At 44.8% G+C, this 25,517-nt stretch carries 27 protein-coding genes; 22 read left to right on the forward strand and 5 right to left on the reverse strand.

From position 1 onward, the window contains the following. Positions 1-10: 10 nt before the first annotated feature. The 12 genes from G3569_RS09560 (at position 11) to fahA (ending at position 10,700) form a co-directional block, all read left to right on the forward strand. On the forward strand, positions 11-592 hold the full coding sequence (locus G3569_RS09560) for an ECF transporter S component (RefSeq protein ID WP_165268514.1): 582 nt from the start codon (positions 11-13) through the stop codon (positions 590-592). Between the two features lie 3 nt (positions 593-595). Next, positions 596-2,104: an ABC transporter ATP-binding protein gene (locus tag G3569_RS09565; protein ID WP_165268516.1), complete on the forward strand. Its 1,509-nt coding sequence runs from the start codon at positions 596-598 to the stop codon at positions 2,102-2,104. Continuing rightward, positions 2,094-2,894: an energy-coupling factor transporter transmembrane component T family protein gene (locus G3569_RS09570; protein ID WP_165268518.1), complete on the forward strand. Its 801-nt coding sequence runs from the start codon at positions 2,094-2,096 to the stop codon at positions 2,892-2,894. Before G3569_RS09565 ends, G3569_RS09570 begins: the two co-directional genes overlap by 11 nt. 9 nt (positions 2,895-2,903) lie before the next feature. Next, on the forward strand, positions 2,904-4,034 hold the full coding sequence (thiO, locus tag G3569_RS09575; RefSeq protein ID WP_165268520.1) for a glycine oxidase ThiO: 1,131 nt from the start codon (positions 2,904-2,906) through the stop codon (positions 4,032-4,034). Between the two features lie 6 nt (positions 4,035-4,040). Beyond that, positions 4,041-4,247 carry a sulfur carrier protein ThiS gene (thiS, locus tag G3569_RS09580; protein WP_165268522.1) on the forward strand — a complete coding sequence of 69 codons (207 nt, stop codon included), beginning with the start codon at positions 4,041-4,043 and terminating at the stop codon, positions 4,245-4,247. Positions 4,248-4,268: 21 nt separating this feature from the next. Then, positions 4,269-5,057 (forward strand): thiazole synthase, encoded by a 789-nt coding sequence (locus G3569_RS09585; protein WP_165268524.1) that lies wholly within the window; start codon positions 4,269-4,271, stop codon positions 5,055-5,057. Continuing rightward, positions 5,044-5,679, forward strand: a complete 636-nt coding sequence (gene thiE, locus G3569_RS09590) for a thiamine phosphate synthase (RefSeq protein WP_165268526.1) — start codon at positions 5,044-5,046, stop codon at positions 5,677-5,679. Before G3569_RS09585 ends, thiE (G3569_RS09590) begins: the two co-directional genes overlap by 14 nt. Before the next feature lie 28 nt (positions 5,680-5,707). Next, positions 5,708-6,334, forward strand: a complete 627-nt coding sequence (thiE, locus tag G3569_RS09595) for a thiamine phosphate synthase (protein ID WP_165268528.1) — start codon at positions 5,708-5,710, stop codon at positions 6,332-6,334. A 59-nt stretch (positions 6,335-6,393) separates the two neighbouring features. Continuing rightward, a complete protein-coding gene (locus G3569_RS09600; RefSeq protein WP_165268530.1) occupies positions 6,394-6,945 on the forward strand; it encodes a gamma carbonic anhydrase family protein in 552 nt (183 codons plus the stop codon). Between the two features lie 215 nt (positions 6,946-7,160). Continuing rightward, on the forward strand, positions 7,161-8,285 hold the full coding sequence (hemW, locus tag G3569_RS09605; protein ID WP_165268532.1) for a radical SAM family heme chaperone HemW: 1,125 nt from the start codon (positions 7,161-7,163) through the stop codon (positions 8,283-8,285). Between the two features lie 73 nt (positions 8,286-8,358). Continuing rightward, complete coding sequence (locus G3569_RS09610; RefSeq protein WP_165268534.1) at positions 8,359-9,351, forward strand: hypothetical protein; 993 nt, start codon at positions 8,359-8,361, stop codon at positions 9,349-9,351. Between the two features lie 53 nt (positions 9,352-9,404). After that, on the forward strand, positions 9,405-10,700 hold the full coding sequence (gene fahA, locus G3569_RS09615) for a fumarylacetoacetase (protein WP_165268536.1): 1,296 nt from the start codon (positions 9,405-9,407) through the stop codon (positions 10,698-10,700). A 90-nt stretch (positions 10,701-10,790) separates the two neighbouring features. Here the strand turns inward: fahA and G3569_RS09620 are convergent, their stop codons facing one another. Next, positions 10,791-12,551, reverse strand: a complete 1,761-nt coding sequence (locus tag G3569_RS09620; RefSeq protein WP_165268538.1) for a T9SS type A sorting domain-containing protein — start codon at positions 12,549-12,551, stop codon at positions 10,791-10,793. 115 nt (positions 12,552-12,666) lie between these two features. Here G3569_RS09620 and trhO point away from each other — a divergent pair, with 115 nt between their 5' ends. Next, positions 12,667-13,629 carry an oxygen-dependent tRNA uridine(34) hydroxylase TrhO gene (trhO, locus tag G3569_RS09625; protein ID WP_165268540.1) on the forward strand — a complete coding sequence of 321 codons (963 nt, stop codon included), beginning with the start codon at positions 12,667-12,669 and terminating at the stop codon, positions 13,627-13,629. A 198-nt stretch (positions 13,630-13,827) separates the two neighbouring features. Then, positions 13,828-15,423, forward strand: coding sequence for a S8 family serine peptidase (locus G3569_RS09630; protein ID WP_165268542.1), 1,596 nt, complete (start codon positions 13,828-13,830; stop codon positions 15,421-15,423). Between the two features lie 109 nt (positions 15,424-15,532). Here G3569_RS09630 and G3569_RS09635 read toward each other — a convergent pair whose 3' ends face one another. Further along, positions 15,533-16,198 carry an RNA polymerase sigma factor gene (locus G3569_RS09635; RefSeq protein WP_165268544.1) on the reverse strand — a complete coding sequence of 222 codons (666 nt, stop codon included), beginning with the start codon at positions 16,196-16,198 and terminating at the stop codon, positions 15,533-15,535. A gap of 85 nt (positions 16,199-16,283) precedes the next feature. Between G3569_RS09635 and G3569_RS09640 the strand changes: the two genes are divergently transcribed. Both G3569_RS09640 and G3569_RS09645 read left to right on the forward strand, forming a co-directional pair. Further along, positions 16,284-16,625: a hypothetical protein gene (locus tag G3569_RS09640; protein WP_165268546.1), complete on the forward strand. Its 342-nt coding sequence runs from the start codon at positions 16,284-16,286 to the stop codon at positions 16,623-16,625. Between the two features lie 17 nt (positions 16,626-16,642). Then, positions 16,643-17,107 (forward strand): DUF2231 domain-containing protein, encoded by a 465-nt coding sequence (locus G3569_RS09645; RefSeq protein ID WP_165268548.1) that lies wholly within the window; start codon positions 16,643-16,645, stop codon positions 17,105-17,107. Between the two features lie 13 nt (positions 17,108-17,120). Here the strand turns inward: G3569_RS09645 and G3569_RS09650 are convergent, their stop codons facing one another. Beyond that, positions 17,121-17,915 carry an alpha/beta fold hydrolase gene (locus G3569_RS09650; RefSeq protein ID WP_165268550.1) on the reverse strand — a complete coding sequence of 265 codons (795 nt, stop codon included), beginning with the start codon at positions 17,913-17,915 and terminating at the stop codon, positions 17,121-17,123. Between the two features lie 117 nt (positions 17,916-18,032). Between G3569_RS09650 and G3569_RS09655 the strand changes: the two genes are divergently transcribed. From G3569_RS09655 to G3569_RS09670, 4 genes are read left to right on the forward strand one after another with little or no spacing between them, the layout of a single operon-like run. After that, positions 18,033-18,566, forward strand: coding sequence for a ComEA family DNA-binding protein (locus G3569_RS09655; protein WP_165268552.1), 534 nt, complete (start codon positions 18,033-18,035; stop codon positions 18,564-18,566). Between the two features lie 15 nt (positions 18,567-18,581). Then, entirely contained in the window at positions 18,582-20,135 is a 1,554-nt protein-coding gene (gene porX, locus G3569_RS09660; RefSeq protein WP_165268554.1) for a T9SS response regulator signal transducer PorX, read from the forward strand. A 57-nt stretch (positions 20,136-20,192) separates the two neighbouring features. After that, on the forward strand, positions 20,193-20,621 hold the full coding sequence (gene tsaE / locus G3569_RS09665; RefSeq protein WP_165268556.1) for a tRNA (adenosine(37)-N6)-threonylcarbamoyltransferase complex ATPase subunit type 1 TsaE: 429 nt from the start codon (positions 20,193-20,195) through the stop codon (positions 20,619-20,621). Between the two features lie 19 nt (positions 20,622-20,640). Then, positions 20,641-20,922: a hypothetical protein gene (locus G3569_RS09670; protein WP_138432030.1), complete on the forward strand. Its 282-nt coding sequence runs from the start codon at positions 20,641-20,643 to the stop codon at positions 20,920-20,922. 4 nt (positions 20,923-20,926) lie between these two features. Here the strand turns inward: G3569_RS09670 and G3569_RS09675 are convergent, their stop codons facing one another. Continuing rightward, positions 20,927-22,357 (reverse strand): sodium:solute symporter family protein, encoded by a 1,431-nt coding sequence (locus G3569_RS09675; protein WP_165268558.1) that lies wholly within the window; start codon positions 22,355-22,357, stop codon positions 20,927-20,929. Between the two features lie 74 nt (positions 22,358-22,431). After that, positions 22,432-23,049, reverse strand: coding sequence for a thiamine diphosphokinase (locus G3569_RS09680; protein WP_165268560.1), 618 nt, complete (start codon positions 23,047-23,049; stop codon positions 22,432-22,434). A gap of 150 nt (positions 23,050-23,199) precedes the next feature. Between G3569_RS09680 and G3569_RS09685 the strand changes: the two genes are divergently transcribed. After that, complete coding sequence (locus G3569_RS09685) at positions 23,200-24,183, forward strand: DHH family phosphoesterase (protein ID WP_165268562.1); 984 nt, start codon at positions 23,200-23,202, stop codon at positions 24,181-24,183. A gap of 17 nt (positions 24,184-24,200) precedes the next feature. Next, positions 24,201-25,460, forward strand: a complete 1,260-nt coding sequence (locus tag G3569_RS09690; protein ID WP_165268564.1) for a S1C family serine protease — start codon at positions 24,201-24,203, stop codon at positions 25,458-25,460. The last annotated feature ends 57 nt before the right edge of the window (positions 25,461-25,517 follow it).

The raw sequence follows: 25,517 nt of genomic DNA on the forward strand, positions 1-25,517 counted from the left end.
ACACTCAGCCATGAAAAATCGATTCAAACTCAAGTTGTCAGATATACTGGTTACCACTGTGGTGGCCCTCGTTTTTGGTGTTATTTATAAGCTGTGGGGTCCGTTATACTATGCCATAAAGCCGCTCGGTATGCACCTGGAGCAGTTAATCTACGGGATGTGGTTTATTGCGGCGACGGTAGCTTTTTTGCTAATTCGAAAACCGGGCGTGGGGCTGCTGGCTGAGATTGCTGCGGCTTCGGGTGAATTTTTTATGGGCTCCGAATGGGGCTTGGCTGTCTTGTTGTCGGGGGTAGCCCAGGGATTGGCTGCGGAGCTTGTGTTTGCTGCTGTGGGCTACCGAAAGTATTCGGTGAGTGTGGCAGTGGCAGCTGCGGCAGCTGCTACCGTGGGTTCACTGTTATTGGATTCCCTGCAGGGCTATATCGGTGATCTGGCGTTATGGAATCTTTCGCTTCTGATTGTTTTCCGTTTGACAGGGGCCGTTATTATCGCCGGGTGGATGGCCCATTGGCTTGTCTCAGCTCTTGAGGATACCGGTGTGGCAGAGTTGGTTCGTCCCGTTGGCACTGCAACAGTAGACCCGGATTAATGTATGGAAAGTCCAGCAGCACATAATGATGTTCTCCAGCTCGCGGCCCAATTAGAGGGGCTGCGACTGCGTTTCTCGAGCAGAGATACGCTGCTGTTTGATGGGGTGTCACTGCGTATACCCAGGGGGCAAAAGGTGCTGTTGTTGGGACCTTCCGGCTGTGGTAAATCGACGCTGTTAAAGGTGTTGACAGGACTTATACCGGAAGCTATTGAATTACCGGTTGAGTGGGAGCTTCGTAAACCTCTTGAGTCGGGGGGCTATGTTTTTCAAGATCCCGATGCACAGTTTTGTATGCCCTATGTTGATGAAGAGATCGCATTTGTGTTGGAAAATATGGGAGTACCACGTTCTGATATGCCGGAACGCATTCGATATTACCTCCGCCGGGTAGGCTTGGCGTTTGAAGACCCGCACAGGCCAATCTCCACACTGTCACAGGGACAGAAGCAGCGTTTGGCGTTAGCTTCGGCACTGGCTTTGGAGCCGGAGACGTTAGTACTTGATGAACCTACGGCGTTATTAGACCCGAAGGGGACAACAGAGATCTGGGAGCATGTGCGTACGTTGGGCCGCGATAAAACATTATTGATTGTAGAACATAAAATTGCAGAAATTGTCGATTTTGTCGATAGGGTATTGGTCATAGACCAAGAGGGTAGCTTGGTAGCTGACGGTGGCCCGGAAGAAGTACAAAAAAACCACCGTTCGTTGTTAGATCGATATGGGATCTGGCATGCAGATAGCTGGGCGGTTCATGACCAGCAGTATGAGGTAGCACAGCTGTCTCAAAAGAATCCTGCGAATACGGACCTTCCTCCACTACTCGAAATTGACCAGCTCAAAGGTTTTTATGAGGATGAGGCTTGCATAAATATGCCTGAGGTTCAGGTTCATGAGGGAGAATGGATTACCGTTACCGGACCGAATGGTGCGGGCAAAAGTACGCTGTTGCAGGCACTTATGAAGTTGATCCCCACAAAAGGAATGAGTCACTGGAAGGGAGAAGCTATCAAAAATACGGAACAGCTGGCGTCGGAAGTGGGATTTGTATTTCAGAATCCGGAGCTGCAGTTCGTAGCACAAACGGTGTATGAGGAGGTGGCATTTACGTTGTGGCAAAAAAATATTTCGGAGCAGCAAGTGGACTCGGAAGTACAGCGAGTGTTGAAGCAGTTTGGCCTGACTGAATTTGAAGATGAAAATCCCTACCGGCTTTCTACCGGGCAGCAGCGCCGATTAAGTGTTGCATCTGCCCTGGTTACGGATCGGGAGCTCTTATTGTTGGATGAGCCTACTTTTGGGCAGGATGCCGGTAATACTTTTGCTATTCTCGAGGAACTGGAGCGGTACCGTAAAGCGGGTACTTCTCTGTTGATGGTGACGCATGATCCTGAAATTGTCCGGCGATATGCTACGCGAGTCTGGGAAATTGAGGACGGAGAGCTAAAGGCCGATTATGCCGGAGAAAGAGTTGGAGAACAGAATACGGGGGTAGGTCATGCTGTATAAGAAAAAGTATAGCTCATGGCTGCATCGTATTAATCCGGCCCTGAAGCTGGTATTGTTAATGGGGGGCATTATCGCTGTTCTATTTATCCATAATGTGAATGTGATGATACCGCTGGTGGCGGCACTGGCCGGGATGTTGCTCATTGGTTCAGGCCAGCCGATAGGCAGGGTACTGCTGTTTATGTTGCCATTTTTGTTTGTATTTGTTTCAACGGGGAGTTCAATGATCCTCTTTGGAAAAGGAGAGACGCTTTGGTGGCAATGGGGCCCGGCGGTAATAAGTCGTGAAAGTTTTTATCGAGGCGTGCATATAGGGCTTCGTGCGCTTAGCTTTGGATTAATCGGGCTGCTTTTTGCGCTTACCACGAGACCGGTGCTGTTATTTTATTCGCTGATGCAGCAGTTTCGGCTACCGCCTCGTTATGCCTATGGATTTATGGCCTCACTGCGCTTGCTGCCTCTTATTTTAGAGGAGTTTAAAACATTGCAAAAGGCGTATAAGGTACGGGGCGTAGATTCAGTAAAGGGATGGAAGGGGTGGTGGCAAAAGTTAAGACTTTATGCCATTCCTTTGTTGGCACAGAGTATCAGGAGAGCACAGCGTATTGCTGTTGCAATGGAGGCCCGTCGTTTTAACAAAAGTATACAACGAACATATTATTACCGACCCGGGTTTTCGTCCGAAGACGGACTGATGGTCATTTGCTGGGTTGGTATATTTGCGGGAGCATGGATCGTAGGCGTACAATGGCCACTATTTGAAATCACAGATGTACGTTTTAACGAATAAAAAAGAATTATGAAGAATAACACAGATCATATAGCAATAATTGGTGGCGGTATCATTGGTCTTGGTATTGGCTGGCAGCTGGTACGGCGCGGTGCCAAAGTAACCATATTTGAAAAAGGAGAAATCGGAAAGGAGGCCAGCTGGGTAGCGGGCGGCATGTTGGCGCCCTATGCCGAAGCGGGTTTTGAAGAGATTAAGCTGATGCGATTTGGAGAGCAGAGCTTACAGATGTATCCCCGGTTGCTGGATGAACTTTCTGAGGATACGGATGAGGTGCCCGTCCTTGATACATGCGGAACACTGATGGCCGGTATCGATCGGGATGATACGGAGAAGCTGAAGCGATTGTATGAGTTTAGAAAAGAACTGGCACTTGATGTTAAACTCTTAACTGGAACTGAAGCCCGGGAACGCGAGCCGCTGTTATCGCCCAATGTCGTTTCCGGTTTATGGCTACCCGATGATGCACAGATCGATAACAGGAAGCTGTTAAAGGCAATGAAAAGGGGCTTTGAGCAGCTGGGCGGTACTGTGATGGAGCAGACAAAAGTGGAAGAAGTTGATATTAAAAGAGAGACCGTAATGAGCGTTATTACGGAAGAGGAGACGTATGCTGTTGATCAGGTTGTTGTAGCTGCCGGCTGTTGGTCGCAACAGCTGGATGGAATACCTGATCAGCAGCTACCTCCCATACGGCCCGAAAAAGGACAGATAATTACAATGGAGAAAACCGCTGATTGCCCGTTGAAAGGAATCATTCGTTCGCCCCGAATGTACTTGGTACCTAAAGAAGATGGCACGATTCGATTGGGAGCAACAGCCGAAGAAAAAGGGTTTGATAAACGCCCCACCGCCGGTCCCCAAAAAGAATTGCTGGAACACGGCTGGGAGATGATCCCTTCTATTTATGAGCTGCCACTGGTAGAAACGGTTGCGGGGCTGCGTCCCGCCGGCAAAGATCACCGACCCATTATAGGAGAAAGTGATATTTCAGGCTTATATTATGCCACGGGACATTATCGGCATGGAATTATGTTAATGCCGCTCACCGTTTATGCCTTAGTTGATGAAATTTTGGAAGGAGAAGTATCGGATTGGCTTACCCCATTCCGGCCACAACGATTTAATGCTAACGAGTAAATATTGATGATGGAATTAACAGTAAATGGAGAACAGAAAAAGACGGAAGCAGAGACATTGCAAAAGTTGCTCCAGTCTTTTGATATTGAACACAGCGAAAAGGGGGTTGCCGTTGCTGTAAACAGTACTGTAGTTGCACGAGAGCAGTGGCAGGACTATCAGCTTGATGACGGTGACAAGGTCGAAATAATTCGGGCTACCCAAGGTGGATAATTATAAAAGGAGCATATATTTATGAGTTCATTACAAATTGCTGACCGAGAATTTGATTCTCGATTAATTGTGGGGAGCGGTCGATTTCCCGATCCGGAGACAATGCAAAAAGCCTTGCGGGCTAGCGGTACCGAGATGGTGACGGTGGCTTTGCGGCGTGCTAATTTGAATACCGATGAGGGTGAAAATATTCTTACATACCTCCGGGAGGACGGCTACTTTTTGTTGCCCAATACTGCGGGATGTTATACCGCCGAAGAAGCTATTACTACGGCCAAGCTCGGTCGCGAAGCGCTGGGTACTAACTGGGTAAAGTTGGAAGTTATTGGGGATGATGAAACCCTCTTTCCCGATGTGCCGGAACTGTTGAAGGCTGCCGAGAAGCTTATACTTGAAGATTTTGTAGTGTTGCCCTATGCCAATGATGATCCTATTACGTGTCGAAAGTTAGCGGATATGGGGTGTGCAGCGGTAATGCCGCTGGGGGCACCTATTGGTTCGGGTATGGGAATACGAAATCCCTATAACCTACGGATTATTAAGGAGCTGGTAGATGTACCGGTGATTGTGGATGCAGGTGTGGGAACGGCTTCGGATGCGGCCATTGCTATGGAGTTGGGAATGGATGCCGTACTCATGAACTCGGCTATATCGCAAGCCAAGCACCCGGTGATGATGGCGGAGGCGATGAAAAAGAGTGTGGAAGCCGGACGGCTGGCCCTGGAATCGGGACGAATGCCCAAAAGGCTGTACGCCAAGGCATCGAGTCCGGAAGATGGACTTATTGAGGTGGATCGTGAAGAACAATAGAGTCGACTTTCGGTACTATTTAATCACTGATCGCAGGGCTCCTTCTTCGTCTGTTACTTTTCTTGAAACTATTGAGGAAGCATGCAGTGCGGGGGTACAAGCAGTACAGCTGCGCGAAAAAGATCTACCCGGAGGGCTGTTGTATGATTTAGGTAATGAGGTCCGCGAAATTACGAATCAATACGATACAAAACTGTTTGTTAATGGTCGCCCGGATGTTGCAAAAGCTATAGGGGCTGACGGTGTACACTGCCCGGAAGGTGGTATTCCTCCCAGCGTTATAAAAAGTTATTGGCCGGATTTGACAATAGGTGTGAGTGTCCATTCGGAAGAAGTGGCTGAGCGTGCTGAACAGGAGGAGGCAGACTTTCTGCTTTTTGGTCCGGTTTACTATACAGCATCAAAGGTGAAATACGGTGAACCCCAGGGAATTGACAGGTTGAAAGAGATTGCTGAACAGTCGTCACTGCCGGTTTTTGCAGTAGGAGGGATAACTCCTGAAAAGGTTACGCCCTGTTTACAGGCAGGGGCTTTTGGAGTTGCCGGTATCTCTGCAATAATGGAAGCAGATGATGTGACAGAAAAGGTCAGCGAATTTGAAAAGAAGCTTGGTCAGCTGTAAATCAATAAAGAACGAATAGGTTAGAGAAATGGGAAAGCAGAAGTTAAAAGGGATATACTTAATTACGGATACCCAAGGGCAGGATCGCTATTCGCATGTTGAATTGGCAGATGCCGCTTATCGTGCCGGGGTGCAGATGGTTCAGTATCGGGCTAAAGACAGATCAGACCGGAAAGCTTTGGAGGAGATTCGGGAAATTGCTGGACTCAAAAGTAAGGGGGATCACCTTTTGATCGTAAATGATCGTCCCGACCTTGCTAAGATGGGGGGCGCGGACGGGGTGCACCTGGGGCAAGATGATCTGTCTGTCTCGGTAGCGGCGCGCCTGTTGGGTGAAGAGGCGATTATAGGCGGCACTTCCGCAAATTTGGAGGAGGCCAAAAAGGTTGAAGAAGCAGGTGCAGATTATGTGGCACTGGGACATATTTTTGAGACCTCCACAAAAGAAAAAGAATATGCTCCGCGGGGCATAACAACCTTGCACAAGGTGCGGCAAGAAATTGATCTTCCCTTGGTTGCCATAGGAGGTATAAGGCTGGAAAATGCTCCGCAGGTAATTGATGCAGGAGCAGATATACTGGCGGTAAGTTCGGCGATCTGCAGGGCGGAAGATCCGCAACAAGCAGCACGAAAGTTAGTGGAGCTGTTTGAATAGCAAGGGGCACGCCTTTTGCCTATCTTTAGGACGAGAATCTTTGAACAAAAAATGCACCTATGGTTTACGAATTTCTGAATAAAACCCCTGAGTTTCCCGAATCTTCTTTTGTAGCACCCAGTGCAGATATTATTGGCGATGTTACCTTTGGAGAGGAGAGCAGTGCTTGGTTTAATGTTACTATTCGCGGCGATGTTAACTGGATTGAAGTTGGTGACCGTTCGAATGTACAGGATAATACGTGCATACATGTGATGAACCAGACCGGGCCCACCAAGATTGGAGATGACGTTACCATCGGTCACAATGCAATGATTCATGGCTGTACCATCCATGATCGTGTACTTATCGGTATCCATGCTACGGTGCTGGATGAGGTCGTTGTCGAATCGGATGTTATTGTGGCAGCAGGAAGCTTGGTGCCGCCGGGCAAGCGATTGGAGTCGGGATATATGTACATGGGAAGTCCAGTGAAAAAGACCCGTGAACTTACAGATGAGGAGATCGCCTCGATCAAAGAGCACGCCGATAACTACGTAAAGTATGCGCGCACCTATATGCAGAAAGACCAGTACGATGAGAATCCCTTTTATGACGACAACAGGCAATAGAGTTACAATCTCATCCTGAATCATGCACTGAGTTTATCAGCCGAAGCTTTAGCATAGGTTGGCTTGTCGGAATATCTCTTTCAGGATCTCATGTATGAGTATTTGTATAGGAATAGAAAAACCCACTGTATGGTGCCCAAAGCAAAGTTAAAGTGTTGGACCTTGGAAACAGAGGGTGTTAATTCCTAATTTTTAATTCCCAATTCCCAATTACCTTGTCCGGAATTTATCTCCATATCCCGTTTTGTAAACAAGCATGCTCGTACTGCGATTTTTATTTCGTGACGAGAACATCAGAGCGGGAGCATTTTGTGCAGCAGCTTCTAGAGGAGATTCAGAATTATGCTGATACCCCATATGCGGTTGAAACAGTAGAGACGATCTATTTTGGCGGGGGAACCCCCTCACTGCTCGAGCCCCGGCAGGTGGAAAAAATTATGAAAGCCCTGCAGCAGTCGTTCCAAATCGAAGCCCGGGAGATTACATTCGAGATGAATCCCGATGATGTTTCTGAACCTTTTTTAGGGGATCTCAAAAGCCTTGGGGTGAACAGGGCGAGCATGGGCGTACAGAGTTTTGATCCGGATCTGCTGGATTTTATGCACCGGGCCCATTCCAGTGGCGAAGCGCTTCACTGCCTTGAGTTGCTTAGCAAATCCCGGTTTGAATCATATACCGTAGATCTTATTTACGGTAATCCCAACCAGTCGGAGGAACAGCTCGAAACAGATCTTGATAAACTGCTTCTATTTAATCCACCGCACGTTTCGGCTTATTCGTTGACTATTGAGCCCCGAACCCGGCTCGGTAAGCAGGTAGAGCTGGGGCGCATCGCGCCTCCCAAAGATGATAAAGTGGCTGCCCATTTTGATATTGTGAATCAAAGGCTTGCAGAGCAGGGAATTGAACGGTATGAGGTAAGTAACTACTGTCGCTCGGGGTGTGAAGCTGTACATAACAGCAATTACTGGGAGCATCAAAACTACCTGGGGCTGGGGCCGGGCGCCCATTCTTTTTGGTGGGATGAAACCGCTGTGCGCTGGGAAAACGAAGCCGACCTGCGCAGCTATTTGCGCAATGAGGACACGAAAGAGACAGAGCAACTTACGTTACAACAGTTGGCCGAGGAGCGCTTGATGATGGGGTTGAGAACGAGAGAGGGGATCGCAATTGACGAATTAGAAAAGAAATACGATTATCAATTCAGTGAACGCCAGAAAGAGTACTTAGATAACCGACAACAAGAAGAAAAACTTAAAGCCGATAAACGAATCAGATTGACCGATAAGGGCATAAAAATAGCGGATGCTATTATTCTTGATTTGGTGACGCTGTATTGATTGCTTTTCTTTACCAAATGGAACAACTTGTTGTCGTTGCAATCAGCTACTAACTAAACTGACCAAAAGACCCATGGACGCAAGCTTAAAAGCCTTTATGAAAGGCATTATTGACTATGCCGGCCTTTTCCCTCCGGCTGATCTTTCACTGGATATTGCCATTAGAAAGTATAGTGAGTATCGAAAAATTGATGACGCATGGATGTTATCCCGATTTATTATGCCGGGCTGGAAGCTTGATGAGCTTAATCCCTATAATGAAGAGCTTTTTCAAGAGGGCGAGCCTTTTGCATTTTCGGTGCTCGGGAAAGGTACTGAAACAGTATCGGGCTATCAGGAGCATTTAGATGAGCTTATTGACGCTTTGCAACAGTTCCATGCAACGCATGGTGATCGGGTTACAACTGATATCCTTGAAATTAAGTTACCCCACGAGGCGGTGTTTGCAAATGACGCTGATCTGTTGAGCGAGGTCTATTCCGAGACTATGCAACGGTTTGATGAGTCATCGCTAACCCCTACTGATATCTTCTTTGAAGGCTATTTTGAAGAGAACTGGAAAAAGGAGATTGGGCTGGCAATAGAAACGTTGCGAAGTGTAAACGCCGATTTCAATGGCAGTAATGTTAATCAGGGCGCGTTTAAGCTACGTTGTGGGGGAGTTGAGGCTCATATGTTCCCATCAGTAGAACAAGTGGCATTTGCGCTCAATAAAGTTCGTGAGCAGAATGTAGCGATAAAATGCACGGCGGGGTTACATCATCCTGTTCGCCACTATGCTGATTCTGTCAAGACAAAGATGCACGGCTTTTTCAATGTTTTTGGCGGCGCGATGCTCAGTTATGCTCACGATCTTGCCAATGACCAGCTCGAAGAAATTATCCGTGAAGAAGATCCTGATCGTTTCAGTTTTGATGATGAAGGATTCTACTGGAATGACTTAAAGGTATCAACGGAAGAAATTGAGGAGCTGCGCGATGTCGCTCTTATCTCTTTTGGCAGCTGTAGTTTTGATGAGCCGCGCGAAGATTTAGAGCAGCTTGATCTGCTCGATACCGTGGCATAAATGTTTTTCACTGAAGTAAAACCAATTCCTAATTTTAATTCCTAATTCTTAGTATGCATCCAACAAACGATCCTAACTTAGAATCATTTATTGAGGTAGACCAAGATTCGCATTTTCCTATTCAGAATTTGCCTTACGGTTTAGCAAGTCCCCAAGGGGGCGGCGATAATTTCTTGTGTTCTGCCATTGGCGACTATATTGTAAATTTGGCTGCCCTGGAAGAGGCCGGTCTTTTTGATGGCCCTGAGCTTGACGGGAAAAAAGTTTTTCAGGAATCTACTCTTAATGCCTTTATGGATTTGGGACATGAAGCCTGGAATGAAGCCCGAACCTACCTGAGTAAGTTACTGAGTGCTGACGAAGCTACACTCCGCGATGATGAATCGTTGCGGCAGCAGGTGCTTACTCCGATGGATAAAGTAGAGTTATTACTGCCCATCGATATTGGCGACTATACCGACTTTTATTCTTCTGAACCGCATGCTACCAATGTGGGTAGTATGTTCCGAGATCCCGAAAATGCCCTCAAACCTAACTGGAAACATCTGCCGGTAGGCTATCACGGTCGTGCCAGTTCTATTGTGGTAAGTGGTACCGACCTGCATCGCCCACAGGGACAAATTTTGCCACCCGAAAGTGATGATACCCCCATATTCAGTGCTTGTAAGCTCTGTGATTTTGAGCTGGAGATGGGCTTTGTTGCCGGTAAAGGGAATGAGCTCGGAGATCCGATTCCCGTTAATAAAGCCGACGAACATATCTTTGGCTTAATGCTTGTTAACGACTGGAGTGCTCGGGATATACAGAAGTGGGAGTATCAACCGCTGGGACCGTTCCTTGCCAAGAACTGGGCAACGTCGGTATCTCCCTGGATTGTTTCTCTGGCCGCACTGGAGCCGTTTCGTATTGAAGGTCCCGACCAGGATCCGGAGCCGCTGCCTTATCTGCAGTCAGAAGATAACTGGACGTTTGATATCAACCTGGATGTCTTTTTGCAGGGTGAAGATATGGATGAGCCACACAAGATCTGTGCATCCAATGCTAAAAACCTGTATTGGAATGTGGCACAACAGCTGGCTCACCAAACAATTACCGGCTGTAATGTGAAGCCCGGTGATCTCTATGCTTCTGGCACTATCAGCGGTGAAGAGGAGAGTTCGTACGGCAGTATGCTGGAGCTCAGCTGGAAAGGAACAGATCCGCTGGAGTTCCCTAATGGCGAAGAGCGGACCTTTCTTGAAGACGGCGATGAAGTTACCATGACCGGCTATGCCGATACGGATGAGTATCGTATTGGATTTGGTGAGGTTACCGGAAAGGTGCTGCCTCCCAAAGATTTAGGGTTGTAGATACCGCCATAAAATGTATTACTATTAGGCTTTGGGGCTAGTACCTCAAAGCCTTTTTTAATTGCTGTAGGAAAATAGTAATGCATTTTCCTATTTAATGATGGTCATCTTTTTAGTTTTGACCTTTTCATCCGTTTGTAATCGATAAAAGTAGATGCCGGATGCTAAATCCGAGGTATTAAAGAATTCTGAATGTATGCCTTCGTTTTTGTTCTCATCTACTAGTGATCTCACCTTTCTACCCAGAATATCATATACCTCCAGCTTTACAGAACTCCTTTGGGGAAGGATGTATTCAATTAGCGTTTGGTTGTTAAATGGATTGGGATAGTTTTGGCTCAACTGTATTTTGTCCGGATATACGTTACGTACAAATATTTTATAGGTGGTATGTTTAGTTTCGCTGCCATTCGCTACTACAACTCCAACTTTCTTCAGATCTTGCCACGCCCAATTGGTTTTATGGCTAATAGCATTTTGCCCATTAGCAGGCAGCAGCAGCTGTTTGGTAGTACCATCCTTAAAATATGCAATGACTCCGGCTCCCATCGCAGGAATAGATACATCAGTGAGTTCGATACCGACGAATCCTTCGAAAAGAGAAGGAGTAACCTCTATATATTTTGCAGACAGAGGCTGTAACAGGTCTGTCTGATTTTTGGGTAGGTTAAGGCTGTCTTCACCGGTAAAATTGTAGCTTATTCTGGGTTTGGGATAAGAGGCACTTTCTTCAAAACCATAATTGGGTACGGTTTTTTCAGACCCGGAAGCAAAATGCCAGAGTTGTGATTGAATATAGTTCGCAGTGTATTCTGAAGTTCCGCCCAACTCATTGGTAATAGCTTCGATCAAGGTCACCCCCTGAGGGTTTGACTTGATAGTATCCCAGGTATTAACCCAAAATTGAGAGCCGAACTTTTCTTCGAAATAGAGTGCCCACGACACATGATAGTAAGACCCAGGATAAAAACTACTTTGTGGATTGTTAAATATCGAAGCATTGGAATCCAAGTAGTTATAATAATCGTTGACAACATCATAAACTACTTCTTCCATGAGGGTTGCGTCCATCTCGGCCCATCGGTCTGATTCTCCCTGCCACTTAGTGGCTTCATACTGTACGGCGTGTTTAAATTCATGGGCCATTGTCACTTTTACTGCTCCCAACTGGTCACCTTCAGGGTCATCATTTGGTGGGAAGCCTTCTGAAAAGTCATTTTCAATCCTGATATAGGATTCTCCTCCATACGGACTTGGAACGCGCGTTTCTCCATAGTAGCTAGATAGATTGCGTATTTCCACATCATAGGTTCCCAGGGGTGGGATAGGGTCACTATATCCCAGGTTCTGTACCTCATGACGATACGAGGAATCTGCAGCAGTTGCGACTTCTTCTACATAGTCAGGAGTATTATTATTGTTTTCATCGGCAGCCGGTACAGCATGTTCACCGGAGGTTTCGTAGTGAATGGTAAAATTACCGTCTGGAGAGTCGTAAGTCTCAGAGGCCTGCATGCTGCTGGAGCCCATCATGGATTTTACCTTTTGGATGGTAGAAGCAGATAGCTGGTCACGATTCTTAATAAAATCTGAAATGGCGGGTGTACCACACTTGATAGGAAGCTGGCTTTCTTCTTTGAGCTTCGGAGGCAGCTTTTGGGCCGAATTCGTGGCATAAAATTTATATAGTATCTTTTGATCAAGACTAAGTTTGCCTTCCTGGTAAGCACGATCAATTTTAGTATAAGGGGAGTGATCATGCGCCCTGATAGCGTTTTGTTGGGCGTTAGCAGTTAATGCAAGTCCCGATAGCAGCAGGACGAGGACAAAAGAGTGAGCCAAAAACTTCATTGAGAATATTTTATTAGGCAAAGGGGTTCATTTCTTCCAAAATTAGCCTTAATTTTGGGTTCTACAAAAGAAACAAATTTTAAGTACGCATTTCTAACAACGGATAGCAACAGCTATGTACGAAGTAATACTGTATTATAAGTTTAATGAAATTGAAGATCCCGAAACATTTTGTGAGGAACACAAGGCGTTTTGTAAAGAGCTAGGTGTAAAGGGGCGCATCTATATCGGAGAAGAAGGGATTAACGGTACTTTAGGCGGTACCCCGGAGCAGGTAACAAAGTATAAAGAACACTTAACAACTATCCCCGGTTTTGACGGTATTGACTTTAAGACTGATACGAGCGAGTATGTTCCGTTTGCCAAGTTAAAGTGTAAAACGCGTGATGAGCTTGTTGCTATCCACAAAGAAGGGGTCGATCCTGACGATGGCGGGGCATACCTTGAGCCCGAGGAATGGAAGCAGGTTATGGAGTCGGAGGAAGACTATGTGCTCATCGATGTGCGGAATGATTATGAGTCTAAGATTGGGCATTTTGAAGGCGCCGTTACTCCCAAAGTCGAAAACTTTTACGAATTCCCCGACTGGCTCGAAGAGTTTGAGAATAAGGTCGATAAGGACAAAAAAGTATTAATGTATTGCACCGGCGGTATTCGTTGCGAGAAGTTTTCAGTTCTTATGAAAGAAAAGGGCTGGGATGATGTGAACCAGCTGCACGGCGGAATTTTACGCTATGCTCATGAAGAGGGCGGAGATCACTACAAAGGTAAGTGCTTTGTTTTTGATGATCGCTTGGTGGTTCCGGTGAATGAAGATGATATGGACCCTATTGCTGAGTGCGAGATTACAGGAAAGCCCGCAGATACCTATATAAACTGTGCTAATATGGAGTGCAATAAGCTCTTTGTCTGTTCCGAAGAAGGAGCAAGGAAGATGGAAGGCTGCTGTAGCGAGGAGTGTCGTCAGAGCGAATATAAGCGTCCCTTTGATCCCGAAAATGCATTTCGCCCGTTTCGAAAATGGTACAACTATTTTGATGAGGACTTCAAAGAACGAGAGGTGGAAGAAAAGCAATAGTAAATAGCCCAAAAATGGTTTGAGCTTTGGAGCTTTTTATGAATTGTTTTTCCACGTAGGTTTCTTTCCTTTTACACAATAAAAATGGAAAATCCGGTGGGGAATCTGTAACAAAACTACGTGTTGATGCTCTTGTTATATACTGGGATTTAATTCCAGTATATGGCAAATAATAAATTCTAATAAATTTAGAGCATCATGAGACGATTAATTATTCATAAGTCGATTATTATCTTTTGCATTGTACTATTCTGCTCAGGGTGTAGTGATCAGTTAAGTACACAAACAAGTGTACCTCCATCACAAGAAGATGTTGAATTACATCCAGGGGAAAACAATAGCAAAGCCATAAACAAAACACACAATCGCTATCTCGTAACGTTTAAGAATCAGTCTAAGGGTTTAGCCAGCACCAGCATGGCTAAGCAAGCTGTAGAAAAAACTAAGAGAGTACTTTCGTCCTCGAGTATTCCAAGTAAATCCTTAATTCATCAATACAAATGGACTTCACAAGGGTTTGCGGCAGAATTAACAGCGAAGCAGGTAAATAAGCTCCGAGACCATCCATTGGTAGATCGAGTTGTTAAAGACTATTATGCGATAGCGATCTCCTCATTTTCGGAAAACCCACAATTGCAACGTAAAGAAAGTGTAACAGCTGCTTCTCAAAGTATACCTTGGGGCGTTAGTCGCGTTAATGGCCCTCTTGATGGTACTGGTAAGACAGCATGGGTACTAGATACTGGTGTGGATGTGGATCATCCGGACTTAGATATTGATCACAATCGCACAGTTTCTTTTTTAACTAATGAGGGCACTGATGATGGCCATGGCCATGGTACACATGTTGCAGGGACAATTGCAGCATTAAATAATAGCCGAGATGTAGTAGGTGTAGCTGCAGGTGCCCAGGTTGTAGGCGTAAAGGTATGTGACAGCGGTGGTGGTTGCTTCGTTAGTGACGTTAAAGCTGGTGTTGATTATGTTGCCAGTCGATTCTCATCAGGAGATGTAGCAAATTTAAGTTTGGGTTACCATAAAAATGCATCAACCGATATTCCCCTTTCTGATCTGGAAAATTCAATTAAGAGTGCGGCTAATAGTGGCTTAAAGTTTACTATAGCAGCAGGCAATAATGGTGACAATGCGAATAATTATTCACCTTCCAGGGTTGAACATTCAAATGTTTGGACAATCTCCGCTTATAATAACAATGATTCATTCGCATATTTTTCAAACTATGGTAATCCCCCTATTGAATATGGTGCGCCGGGCGTTAGTATTAAATCTCTTTGGAAAGGAGGTGGGGTTAATACAATAAGTGGAACTTCCATGGCAGCACCTCACATGGCAGGTCTTTTACTGGCTTCTGATAACGGAATTGCAACAGATGGCTATGTTAGTAGTGATCCAGATGGTACTGCAGACCCAATTGTTGTTGCCGATCAAGATCTGCCCCTTAGTGTTAATGTGTCGGGGCCAGGTTATGTGAATTCCGGTGAGCTAGGGATGTTCTACAGTAGCGTGTCAAATGCAGAAGGATCCGTGAGTTATCAATGGTACTATCGCGTTTCTCCGACTAGTCCTTGGGTATTGGATACTGGAGCAACAAGCTCATCGTATGCACGCATATTTGATAATCCTGGGGGGTATGAAGATCAAGCTGTTAAAGTGGAAGTTACGAGTGCTGGAGAAACAGCTTCTGATGTGCATTCATTTATCGTGTTGAAATGTGATAATCAATATAGCAATTCTGAAGGAAGCCAAATATTAAATCCTTGCCCGATAAAGTAGCAAATAATGGTCAGTATTTTTCGCCCTCTGCTAATTATTAGGCGGAGGGCGTTTTATTTTTTCGGTGTTAGTCCCTAAAAAATGGTAATGTAACTTCGAAGGGTACAGTTTAGCTATTTTCTTGTATTGATAGCATAACTTGTTCTGTGAGCTTGTCGCACTCTTCACCTTTAAAAGTAAGAAGGTCTATTTCATCCAGCATTTCAGATAGTTGGTCTCGAAGCATATTCTTTGCCCGGTGCAGCCTCACCTTTACATTAGGGCGTGATATTTCCAGGAGCTCGGCCGTTTCTTTCGTACTTAATTGTTCAATTTCTCGCATAATTAGCACGCTGCGATACTTCGGGGGCAATGTATCGATCGCTTTTTCAAGATGGGTATTCATATCTTTTTGGATTACTTGGGTATCAGGCGAATATTCCCTGCTGCTACTTTTTTGATCCGAAATTTGTGTATCAGTTACAGAATAGAGGTCAGAAAACCTGCTATTCGACTTTTTCTTTTTAAGTGCTTCGTTTATAGCAATGCGTATTAACCAGGTCGAAAACTGTGCCTCTCCTCTAAATTGGGAGAGCTTGCTAAAGGCTTTCAGGTAGGTTGTTTGCATTACGTCTTTTATGTTCTGCCTGTCTTTCAGATATCCCCGGATTATGCGAAAAAGCTGCTGGTTATAGCGTTGAATGATGATTTCAAATAACTTGGTATTCCCTTCTTGCACTTTTTTTACAAGCGTTTTATCAGGCAGGCTGTCATAATTATTAGTATCTGAATTCATCACGCTAGAAAGTTTTCTGTAACCTTTTCCGGTTTCTGCGATCAAATAACAAAATTAATTACTAATAATCATAAAATGAGGATTTATGCTACTTACTACAGTTATGTTATTTGCATTGGCAGCGGTACTTGGAGTTGTTCTAATAATCAAAGTGTTTAAAGATGAGGAGACCCCCAAAGCAGTGGTGTACAGCCATGGTGGGGCAGCAGCCCTTGCATTGGTTTTACTGATTATAACCTATATGAAACAGGGGGAATCGTTACTATTGATAAGCCTGTTGATTTTTGTAGTTGCAGCACTGGGTGGCTTTGTAATGTTTGGGCTTGATATTTCGAAGAAGTCAATTCCAAAATGGTTGTCGGTGGTTCATGCATTGGCAGCGGTAACAGGTTTTATTTTGTTGTTGTATGCGGCCTTTGGTGCATAGGTTGCGGAGTGGATAATATGTGGCAGTCAATTAAGAAAGGGCAATTGTTAGGGCATCCAATTCACCTGATGCTTGTGCATTTTCCTACAGCCCTTTTTACAAGTGCACTTATTTTGAATTTATTGGGCCTGTTCGTGCAAAATTCCTTGCTTCATAAAACCTCATTTTATGTGGTGCTATTTGGCCTGGCTGGTGGAGTATTAGCCGCATTCTTTGGTTTCTTGGATTACGCAAAGTTAGGGGATAGCCCTAAGGTGTTTAAGATAGCTACCTGGCATGGCGGAGTTCAGTTATTAGTGCTTATGCTTTTTATAGTAGTAGCGGGTATACAATATCGTGCTTATCCAGATATAAGAGCACCCGGTCTTTTGCAACTGGGGCTAATGGGATTAGGGGTAGGATTATTGATTACAGGTAATTATTTGGGTGGTGAACTGGTATTATCTTACAAGGTTGGTTTGGATGAAAGCCGGGACGGATAACTGTTAGTTATCTTTATTTTAAGAAAGCTTTGGCAATAGAGGTAAATCGGCTCGGTTTATCGAGGAAGGCGTAATGCCCTGCATTATCAATGACCACTAATGCCGCATTTTCAATACCTTCTTCCATACGCTCAGCTTGGTAGAGGGGGGCGGCCTCATCATTTTCACCCCACAGCAGCAGTACTTCGTGCGGAATGTTGGGCAGCGAAGGTTCCAGGTATTCAGTGACTGTCTGGACAAAAGTTTTGCGCATCACGCCACTGAGTTTGCTGTAGTCGCTGGAACCCAGTGATTTCCACAGGGATGTTTGGCGGAGACGGTTAAGGGCCTTTTTTCGCAGTTTGGATGGCAGAATATAGAACGGGACTTTCAACGATTTGGCCAAGTGCTTTTTAAAATAGTAGCTAAAGCTGCGCTTGGGTTTCATCCCGGCCCCTCCCGTGATTAGTACTTTTTCTACCAACGATTTGGCTTCCGGTCTGGCACAAAGTTTTAGGGCAATGCGGCCGCCAAAGGAATGTACCAAAAGATCCACGGTGCCCAATTCTTGGTCCTTGATAAATTGCTGAATCAGATTAGCATAGTTGTCAACATTCCATGCCTCGTTGGGGACAGAAGAGTTGCCAAAGCCGGGCAGGTCGAGCAAAAAACAGTCTCGCTGTTCAGAAAGTTGCTGGGCCAGCGGCATCATTACTTCTTTATTACTGCCCCAGCCATGGAGAATAACCAAAGGCTTATTGTTTCCCATCCCCACACGCGCATAAGAGATAGAGAGGTCGTTGTAGTGATATATTTTTATAGTTTCCATATCTGGGCCAAACATCGAATTATTTTTGGCGTCAAACAAGCACGATATTGTAAGGATTAGCTATCGAAGTGGTCTTACTAGAGAGAGTAATATAAAATATGAGGAGAGAGGGAAGCTATGAAAAGAAAAATATTTTTCTGGCTGGAAAAGTTGAAAATTACACCTGGAGAACGAATAACCATTTCAGGTCTACTTATCTTACTGGTTGTATTGGCAATTATAAATTTTGGAATATCAAAGCCAGAACCATTTGAAGAGCGGAGATATCATGAACTTGAGCAGCAGTTCGATAAACGCACAAACATGCTTGAAAAACAAAGGGAAAAGGTGTTGTCAAAGTATAATCCTCCCAAACGACAGCGACATATTATGGCTGATATGGATACTTTGCCTACCGATACTATTGATCCTGCCCCGGAGAACAAAGCCGGTAGCGACAGCACTAACCACCGAATTAACATTAATGTGGCCTCACAGGTACAGTTAGAATCACTCCCGGGAATTGGTCCGACCTATGCCAAACGTATTATCAAGTACCGGCAAGAACATGGTAAGTTTGATGCAATTACGGAGCTGAAAAAAATAAAGGGAATTGCTCAAAAGCGACTGGATAAATTGAAACCATTTATCAAACTTAAGGATCCTAATTAATATAGACGGATCTCAATGGCAACACGTATTTTATGGGCTGATGACGAGATCGATCAGTTAAAGCCCCACATCATCTTTTTGGAAAATAAAGATTTTGAAGTCACTCCCGTGACCAATGGGGACGATGCTATTACGCTTATACAAGAGCGTCCGTTTGATATTATTTTTCTTGATGAGCAGATGCCCGGAATGGATGGGTTGGCTACGCTAAACAGGATAAAGACCCTGCAACCGGCTCTGCCCGTAGTCATGATTACGAAAAGTGAAGAGGAGTCGATCATGGAGGAGGCAATCGGGGGTAAAATATCCGATTACCTAATTAAGCCGGTGAATCCTAACCAGATTCTTTTAACAGTAAAGCGGATTTTAGAACGACGCCGGATTCGTAACGAAAAATTTGCCCAGTCGTACCTCCGCAATTTTAATAAACTTTCTGCAAAGATCAGTAAAGAGGCCAGCTGGGAAGAATGGATTGAGATCTACCAGCAGCTTACTCGCTGGGATATTGACTTGGAATCGGGAGAAGAATCGCTGCGACAGGTTTTGGCAGATCAATACCGAGAAGCTAACAACATGTTTGGCCGATTTATTGAAGATAATTATAAGTCGTGGCTGGATAAGGACACCCCCGAACGCCCGGCTCTTTCCACGGATTTAGTTGATGAATATGTGCTGCCGCATGTTAAAAACGGGCAAACGACCCTCTTTTTGGTGATCGACTGCATGCGATACGATCAGTGGTTGTTATTTGAGAGTTTGCTTAAGGACGATTTTAGTATAGATACTGATTTCTATTATTCGATATTGCCCACGGCCACGCCTTATTCTAGAAATGCTATATTTTCGGGTTTATTTCCACTGGAAATACAAAAGAAGTATCCGGATTTATGGCACCAGGGAGAGGATGAGACTTCCTTAAACCGGTATGAAAAAGAACTATTGTTGAAACAGCTTGAGCGGAAAGGCCTTGATACAAAGCTTACGTATGAGAAAGTATTGAATACCGAAGAAGGACGGGCAGTTACTGATAGTATTCATAACTACCTGCAGGTTCCTCTAAGTACCTTTGTGTATAACTTTGTAGATACATTGGTGCACTCGCGGTCCGATTCTGATGTACTAAAAGAGATTGCACCCGATGTGCCGGCCTTCCGATCGTTGACGAAAACCTGGTTCCAACATTCTACGCTTTTTGAAATTTTTAAATCATTGGCCGAAGAGGAGGTTGTAATTGTAGTAACGAGTGATCATGGTGCGGTGCGGGCCCTCCGCGATACAAAGGTTTTGGGAGATCGTGATACCTCTACCAGTCTGCGCTATAAGTACGGTCGTAACCTGTCGGCTGAAGAGGATGTCACAATGATTATTGATAATCCAAAGGAATACCAATTGCCGACTCCGGGGCACGCCAATAATTATATTATAGCCAAAGAAAATTATTATTTCGTATACCCTACCAATTATCATCACTATCAAAATCGCTATCGCGATACGTTTTTGCATGGCGGTGCAAGCATGGAAGAGATGATCTTACCCATTGCTACTTTGCGTCCCAAATCGATGTTATAGTGGCATTCGCCCCTTACAGCTTGTATCTTCTTATCTTTTTATCGTAAGTGCTTTGGTATGGAAAAAGAGTTTACAACAAATAGCCCCGAACAAACGATTGCCTTGGGTGAAAAGATTGGCAATGGACTCACCGCAGGGGATGTTGTGTGTCTGCAAGGTGAATTAGGAGCCGGGAAAACCCACTTTGTTAAGGGTATGGCAAAAGCGTATGAGATTGACAGTGCCGACGTGCATTCTCCTACCTTTACGTTGATTAATGAATATTCGGGCACAAAAATGCTCTATCATTTCGACTGTTATCGCATGGAGTCGCCCCGTGAGGCTCTCGAAATTGGAGCCGAAGAATATTTTTATGGCGATGGGATATCCGTTATTGAGTGGCCAGAGCGTATAGAGCCACTTCTGCCCCCCGAAGCGATTTGGATTTCTATTGAAGCACCCGATAGAGAAAACCGAAAATTTGTCATTAGAAAAAGGGGTTCTTAATCCCGTATATTCAACAATCATGGCAACGAAAAAGAGACTGTCATATCGCCTCGACCGGCTGCCGGTTATTTATCCTTATAACCGCAGGGCGGATAATAATATCCAATTGGGAGATTTGGTTTATTATGGACCGTGTCCCGAGTATTATGGTATTGGAGAAGTAGTCCGTTCTATGGATGGATACTGTATTGTTGATTTTCGGCGCACCGGTCGGTTGAATATCGAGAAAGATGCTATGGCAACAAAGTATTTGATTCCCATCCACAAGCTAAACTTGGGGCATATTCTAAAGAGCACGTAACTGTCTATTCTTTGATAAATTCGGTCTCTTCAAGCAGCTCTCCATTTTTTGTACGGCCCATAATCCATAAAATGATACTAACACCTAGCCCCGGGTAAAAGGGTTCAATGCCAAAATAGGTATAGTTGTAAGTACCTTCGCTGGTAACGGTGCCAAGAATGAGCCATCCCAGTGATACGGCAATACTACCGATCATGACCGGAAGTACCCAGCCTTTTTTAAGGGAGAACAGTTTGAGATAAACGCCCAGTACAGGTATCAGCAGCCCCGGAATCATCACCGAACCGATCACATACCAGAGGTCGATAACGCTGGGATAGATGATAATCAGTATAATGCCAATGAGTGCAGCAACTAACGTGCTGATACGAGTTAGGGTGTTATTTTTTACGTTGGGAAAGATTTTGACCAGTAAGTCGCGACCGAGCGTTTGCCCGGAGAGGAAGAGGTAACTGTCGAGGGTAGACATAATGGTCGCCAGCAGGGCCACAAAGAATAATCCTTTTAAGCCGATGGGTAATATTTCGTTAGCCAGGTAGGGATATACCATGATAGGTTCCGCCAGGTCCCCACCCAAAATAGCAAAGCCATAGATGCCGCTGAATATGGTCAGGAAATCAAAAACAGACCAAAGCAAAATGGAGATAAAGATCCCTTTTCTAGCTGTTTTGGGAGATTCAGCCGCGGCGGCGCGCTGGTGAAAGCTGGGATCCACAAAGGTCCATAGTGCAATAAAGAACCAAACCAGGATGTACTGCCAGTCGTGCCCTCCTGTAATGTCTTGATAGTTCGCAGGTATCGTCTCCCAGAGCTGTCCGAAGCCACCAAACTCTATGCCTGCAAAAATAATGAGGCAAACAAAACCACCGAACATGAGAGTAATCTGGAGCATGTCGGTATGGACGACAGCATTAAATCCGCCAAAAGCAACATAGGCTACCGAGAATAGGGCCACGGCACTGGCATACCAAAGAAAATGTCCGGTACCTCCGGTGAGGTATTGAAAGATGAGGCCAAGCATCAAAATATATGGAGCCGGGCTTACGAGTATAAAAATAGGGATTGCCGAGAAAAGGCCTGCTTTATCTCCATAGAAGTTGCCTACAGCTTCGGGCAGGGAGAGCGCTTTGTTCATCCGTATTTTGCCGGCAAGGAGCCAGGCAAAAAGGGCTGAGAATACATAAAAGGGGAACCCCAGTATAAGCCAGGTAGAAAGCCCGCTTTGGTAGCTGAATTCTCCCACGCCTAAAATGCCCCCGTACCATGTAGATACCAGGGTGGCTACAAAGGCAGCCAAGCTCATTTTGCGTCCCGATAATAAAAATGATTCTTCATCATCGGTCTGCCAGTCCTTTTGCCAGGTCAGATATACTAAAAATCCAAAATAACTAAGGATAATACCCCAGTCGAAGAGCGTAAATTCTAGTTCAGCCAATAGGATCTATTTATTTCAAAATGAATGTTAAGATAGCTTGATATATGAAAGCTCCAAAAATAGTGATATCCCGGTTATCTGCGGACGAATAGAAGCAGGTCTCCTTTTTTATAGGTAATATGTACAGTTTGTTCTACAACTTCGTTTGAAGATCCATCACGCACCCCATTAGTGAGAGACTCATTGGTAAGCGGGTATTTGAGCCCCTTGGTTGTGACGTTGGTAACTGAACCCGAAAGCGGGAATAGTGAAATGGTCGTTCCTATGGGTAATTCTGTTTTATAGGATGGGGCGATTAGTTGTGTTTCTCCAAAATTATCTTTCATCACTAGCGATTGAAAGCTGGAGTTGAATTGCTTGAGTACAGATAGGTTTTTTAACGTTTGGTCAAGCCGGTGTCCCGTTGCCCCCAAAATATGTATGTGTGTTCCTCCTTTTTTGCGGGCATAGGTTAATGCTTTTTCAAGGTCATTATGTTCTTGGTCTGGTCGGCTTATAACTTCGTACGGTTCGTTTGCCAAAGGTTCGTAACTGTCCAGGTCTCCGATTACTACATCCGGCAGGGTATTAAAATTTTGAGCTATATTGGCCCCGCCGTCAGCGGCAATAAAGGAGTCTGCCTGCGCGAAATTATCATGGAATAAAGCCCTGCTGGGAGGACATCCATTGCAAAGAATGAGAACTTTTTTCATTAATAAGTGCGTTAGTGTTGTTCTAATGGGGAATTTTCACTTAATAATACAATAATATGCAATCAGATTTTATTGAGAAAAAAATATTGCTTTCTTCGCTGCTATACCCCATTTTATTAAGCTTATTTTTCGCGGTTTAACCCCGTTATCATGTTTGAAGAACTCATTCAAAAATTAAAACAATACGATACCGTAGGGGTATTTTCTCATATACGCCCGGATGGTGATTGTATTGGTGCGCAAATAGCAACATGTTTATGGTTGCAAAAGAATGATATAGAAGTATATGGGTTCAATGATGATGATGTGCCGCTTAATCTCCAGTGGTTGGCTGAGTACTTTCCTATCCAGAAGCCCGATGAAAAGACATTGAATAAATGCGATGCCTTTATTGTGCTGGATGGAAATTCACCTAAACGGTTTGGCAGTTATTCGGATTATATTCAAGATTATCCGAAGCCATCGTTTATGGTTGATCATCACCCGGATCCTCATGACGGCTTTGATCTTACTATTTCAGTCGAAAAAGCGTCGTCGACCTGTGAGCTTATTTTTCATCTCTTTCTACAAAATGATGTGACTCAGGTTGATGAAAAGGTAGCGAAAGCTCTTTATACCGGTATTCTTACTGACACGGGCTCGCTGCAGTATGATAGCGTAACGCCCGAAACAATGAATATCGCTTCTGAGTTGCTACGGCTTGGCGAATTTCGCCCTAACGAAGTGGCAGAACAGGTGTTTTCGAATAAAAGCTTGAACCAGCTCCATCTTCTGAGTAAGGCTATGGGCACAATTGAGTTATTCGAGGACAATCAGATCGCGGTGATGTACGTTACGGAAGAGATGCTGGAAGAAACGAATACAACAAATGACGATTGCGAAGGTTTTGTAGCCTACCCCTTGAGTGTAGCCGGTATTAAAGCGGCGATATTATTTAAAGCACTCGGCGATGGGGTTAAAATGAGTTTACGCTCAAAGAGTAATGACGTAAATGTTAATAAATGGGCTCGCAAAATTGGAGGCGGCGGACATAAGAAAGCATCCGGTGCATGGCACCCCGGCCCGCTCGAAAAAGCAATCGAAGAAGTTGTTGAGATCGGTTCAGATCAGCTTGTTAGTATAGACAAGCCGTAATAAAAGCCTTTTTTACGATGAATAAGCGCGCAATTAGTATATCTGTAGTTCTGCTATCTATAATCTTTTTATTAGCGGGATGTGAAGATGAAGAGGCCTATCCCCAAAAGAGGTCGGGAGAAAGGGGATCACAAGCATCCGGGGCACGCCTTTCCAGTATTGTTGTAGATTCAGCGGCAGAACAACCTCCCACGGTCGATTCGGGACAAGTGCAGCGAGTACAGTCCCAAAAGCCACAAAATACAAACCCTCAAATTAATAACAGTCGCCGAAATGCCATTACAAGGGCTGTTAGAAAGGTGAGTCCGGCGGTGGTAAGCATTACCGTTACTGAAATGGTAAAAGGCGGTCGCCGGTTGGCTTTTGATGAATATATGAATCGCTTTTTTTCCGTACCCATAGAGCGGGAGGTAAGCAGCATGGGATCAGGCTTTATTATTAATAGGGATGGTTGGGTGGTGACTAATCAGCATGTAGCCAATGAGAATGCGAAAAAGGTAGTAGTTTCCATGACCGACGGTTCTCAATATGAAGCTAAAGTATTGGGGTCCGATGAGCTTGCTGATTTATCTCTGCTCAAAATTAAGGCTGACCGAAAATTCCCCTTTGCTGAGTTTGGAAACTCCGACAGTGTATTGGTGGGGGAGTGGTCACTGGCAGTAGGTAATCCTTTTGGTTTGTTTGAAGCTGCACAACCATCTGTGACGGTAGGCGTAGTGAGTGCGCTGCATCGCGATTTTCGTCCCAATCCAAACGAGCCTCGCGTATATATTGATATGATACAAACCGATGCCTCAATTAACCGTGGAAATTCGGGTGGGCCATTGGTAGATAGTAATGGAAAGGTTATTGGGGTGAATACATTCATCTTTACCGGTGGAACCAGTGCCGGGAATGTAGGGCTCGGTTTTGCTATCCCCAGTAATAGGGTGCAAAAGATTATCCGCCAGTTGGCAACAACCGGAGAAGTTCACCTTTCATACGACCCCGGTTTTAGTACTATTGAAATGACTTATCAACTAGCTGCAAAGTATGGTTTGCCGGCGCGTATGGGATTGTTGGTGAATAATGTAAATAGGGATGGACCAGCTTTTGAGGCGGGTATAGTACCGGGTGATATTATTATTAAAATTGGTAATGAGCGTGTGCAGAGTAAGATGCACGGGCAGGCATTATTTAGAGAGTATGAAGAGGGCGATTCTATGCGCGTGGAACTGCTTCGTGATCAAAAACGCTACGAAACCAAGATGTATTTGCGAAAAAAAGTTAAGGAGTAAGTTTGGTTAGTGCTTTAGTGATTCAGTAACTGAGTTGCAAAGCGATAAAGCAGACCG

It is taken from the genome of Fodinibius halophilus, assembly GCF_011059105.1.
GTDB lineage: Bacteria > Bacteroidota > Rhodothermia > Balneolales > Balneolaceae > Fodinibius > Fodinibius halophilus.

What these genes read in the sequence shown, in the direction of transcription:
- G3569_RS09560 (WP_165268514.1), top strand. Translation starts at nt 11, where the DNA reads ATGAAAAATCGATTCAAACTCAAGTTGTCAGATATACTGGTTACCACT.
- G3569_RS09565 (WP_165268516.1), top strand. Translation starts at nt 596, where the DNA reads ATGGAAAGTCCAGCAGCACATAATGATGTTCTCCAGCTCGCGGCCCAA.
- G3569_RS09570 (WP_165268518.1), top strand. Translation starts at nt 2,094, where the DNA reads ATGCTGTATAAGAAAAAGTATAGCTCATGGCTGCATCGTATTAATCCG.
- thiO (WP_165268520.1), top strand. Translation starts at nt 2,904, where the DNA reads ATGAAGAATAACACAGATCATATAGCAATAATTGGTGGCGGTATCATT.
- thiS (WP_165268522.1), top strand. Translation starts at nt 4,041, where the DNA reads ATGATGGAATTAACAGTAAATGGAGAACAGAAAAAGACGGAAGCAGAG.
- G3569_RS09585 (WP_165268524.1), top strand. Translation starts at nt 4,269, where the DNA reads ATGAGTTCATTACAAATTGCTGACCGAGAATTTGATTCTCGATTAATT.
- thiE (WP_165268528.1), top strand. Translation starts at nt 5,708, where the DNA reads ATGGGAAAGCAGAAGTTAAAAGGGATATACTTAATTACGGATACCCAA.
- G3569_RS09600 (WP_165268530.1), top strand. Translation starts at nt 6,394, where the DNA reads ATGGTTTACGAATTTCTGAATAAAACCCCTGAGTTTCCCGAATCTTCT.
- G3569_RS09610 (WP_165268534.1), top strand. Translation starts at nt 8,359, where the DNA reads ATGGACGCAAGCTTAAAAGCCTTTATGAAAGGCATTATTGACTATGCC.
- fahA (WP_165268536.1), top strand. Translation starts at nt 9,405, where the DNA reads ATGCATCCAACAAACGATCCTAACTTAGAATCATTTATTGAGGTAGAC.
- G3569_RS09620 (WP_165268538.1), bottom strand. Translation starts at nt 12,551, where the DNA reads ATGAAGTTTTTGGCTCACTCTTTTGTCCTCGTCCTGCTGCTATCGGGA.
- trhO (WP_165268540.1), top strand. Translation starts at nt 12,667, where the DNA reads ATGTACGAAGTAATACTGTATTATAAGTTTAATGAAATTGAAGATCCC.
- G3569_RS09630 (WP_165268542.1), top strand. Translation starts at nt 13,828, where the DNA reads ATGAGACGATTAATTATTCATAAGTCGATTATTATCTTTTGCATTGTA.
- G3569_RS09635 (WP_165268544.1), bottom strand. Translation starts at nt 16,198, where the DNA reads ATGAATTCAGATACTAATAATTATGACAGCCTGCCTGATAAAACGCTT.
- G3569_RS09640 (WP_165268546.1), top strand. Translation starts at nt 16,284, where the DNA reads ATGCTACTTACTACAGTTATGTTATTTGCATTGGCAGCGGTACTTGGA.
- G3569_RS09645 (WP_165268548.1), top strand. Translation starts at nt 16,643, where the DNA reads ATGTGGCAGTCAATTAAGAAAGGGCAATTGTTAGGGCATCCAATTCAC.
- G3569_RS09650 (WP_165268550.1), bottom strand. Translation starts at nt 17,915, where the DNA reads ATGGAAACTATAAAAATATATCACTACAACGACCTCTCTATCTCTTAT.
- G3569_RS09655 (WP_165268552.1), top strand. Translation starts at nt 18,033, where the DNA reads ATGAAAAGAAAAATATTTTTCTGGCTGGAAAAGTTGAAAATTACACCT.
- porX (WP_165268554.1), top strand. Translation starts at nt 18,582, where the DNA reads ATGGCAACACGTATTTTATGGGCTGATGACGAGATCGATCAGTTAAAG.
- tsaE (WP_165268556.1), top strand. Translation starts at nt 20,193, where the DNA reads ATGGAAAAAGAGTTTACAACAAATAGCCCCGAACAAACGATTGCCTTG.
- G3569_RS09670 (WP_138432030.1), top strand. Translation starts at nt 20,641, where the DNA reads ATGGCAACGAAAAAGAGACTGTCATATCGCCTCGACCGGCTGCCGGTT.
- G3569_RS09680 (WP_165268560.1), bottom strand. Translation starts at nt 23,049, where the DNA reads ATGAAAAAAGTTCTCATTCTTTGCAATGGATGTCCTCCCAGCAGGGCT.
- G3569_RS09685 (WP_165268562.1), top strand. Translation starts at nt 23,200, where the DNA reads ATGTTTGAAGAACTCATTCAAAAATTAAAACAATACGATACCGTAGGG.
- G3569_RS09690 (WP_165268564.1), top strand. Translation starts at nt 24,201, where the DNA reads ATGAATAAGCGCGCAATTAGTATATCTGTAGTTCTGCTATCTATAATC.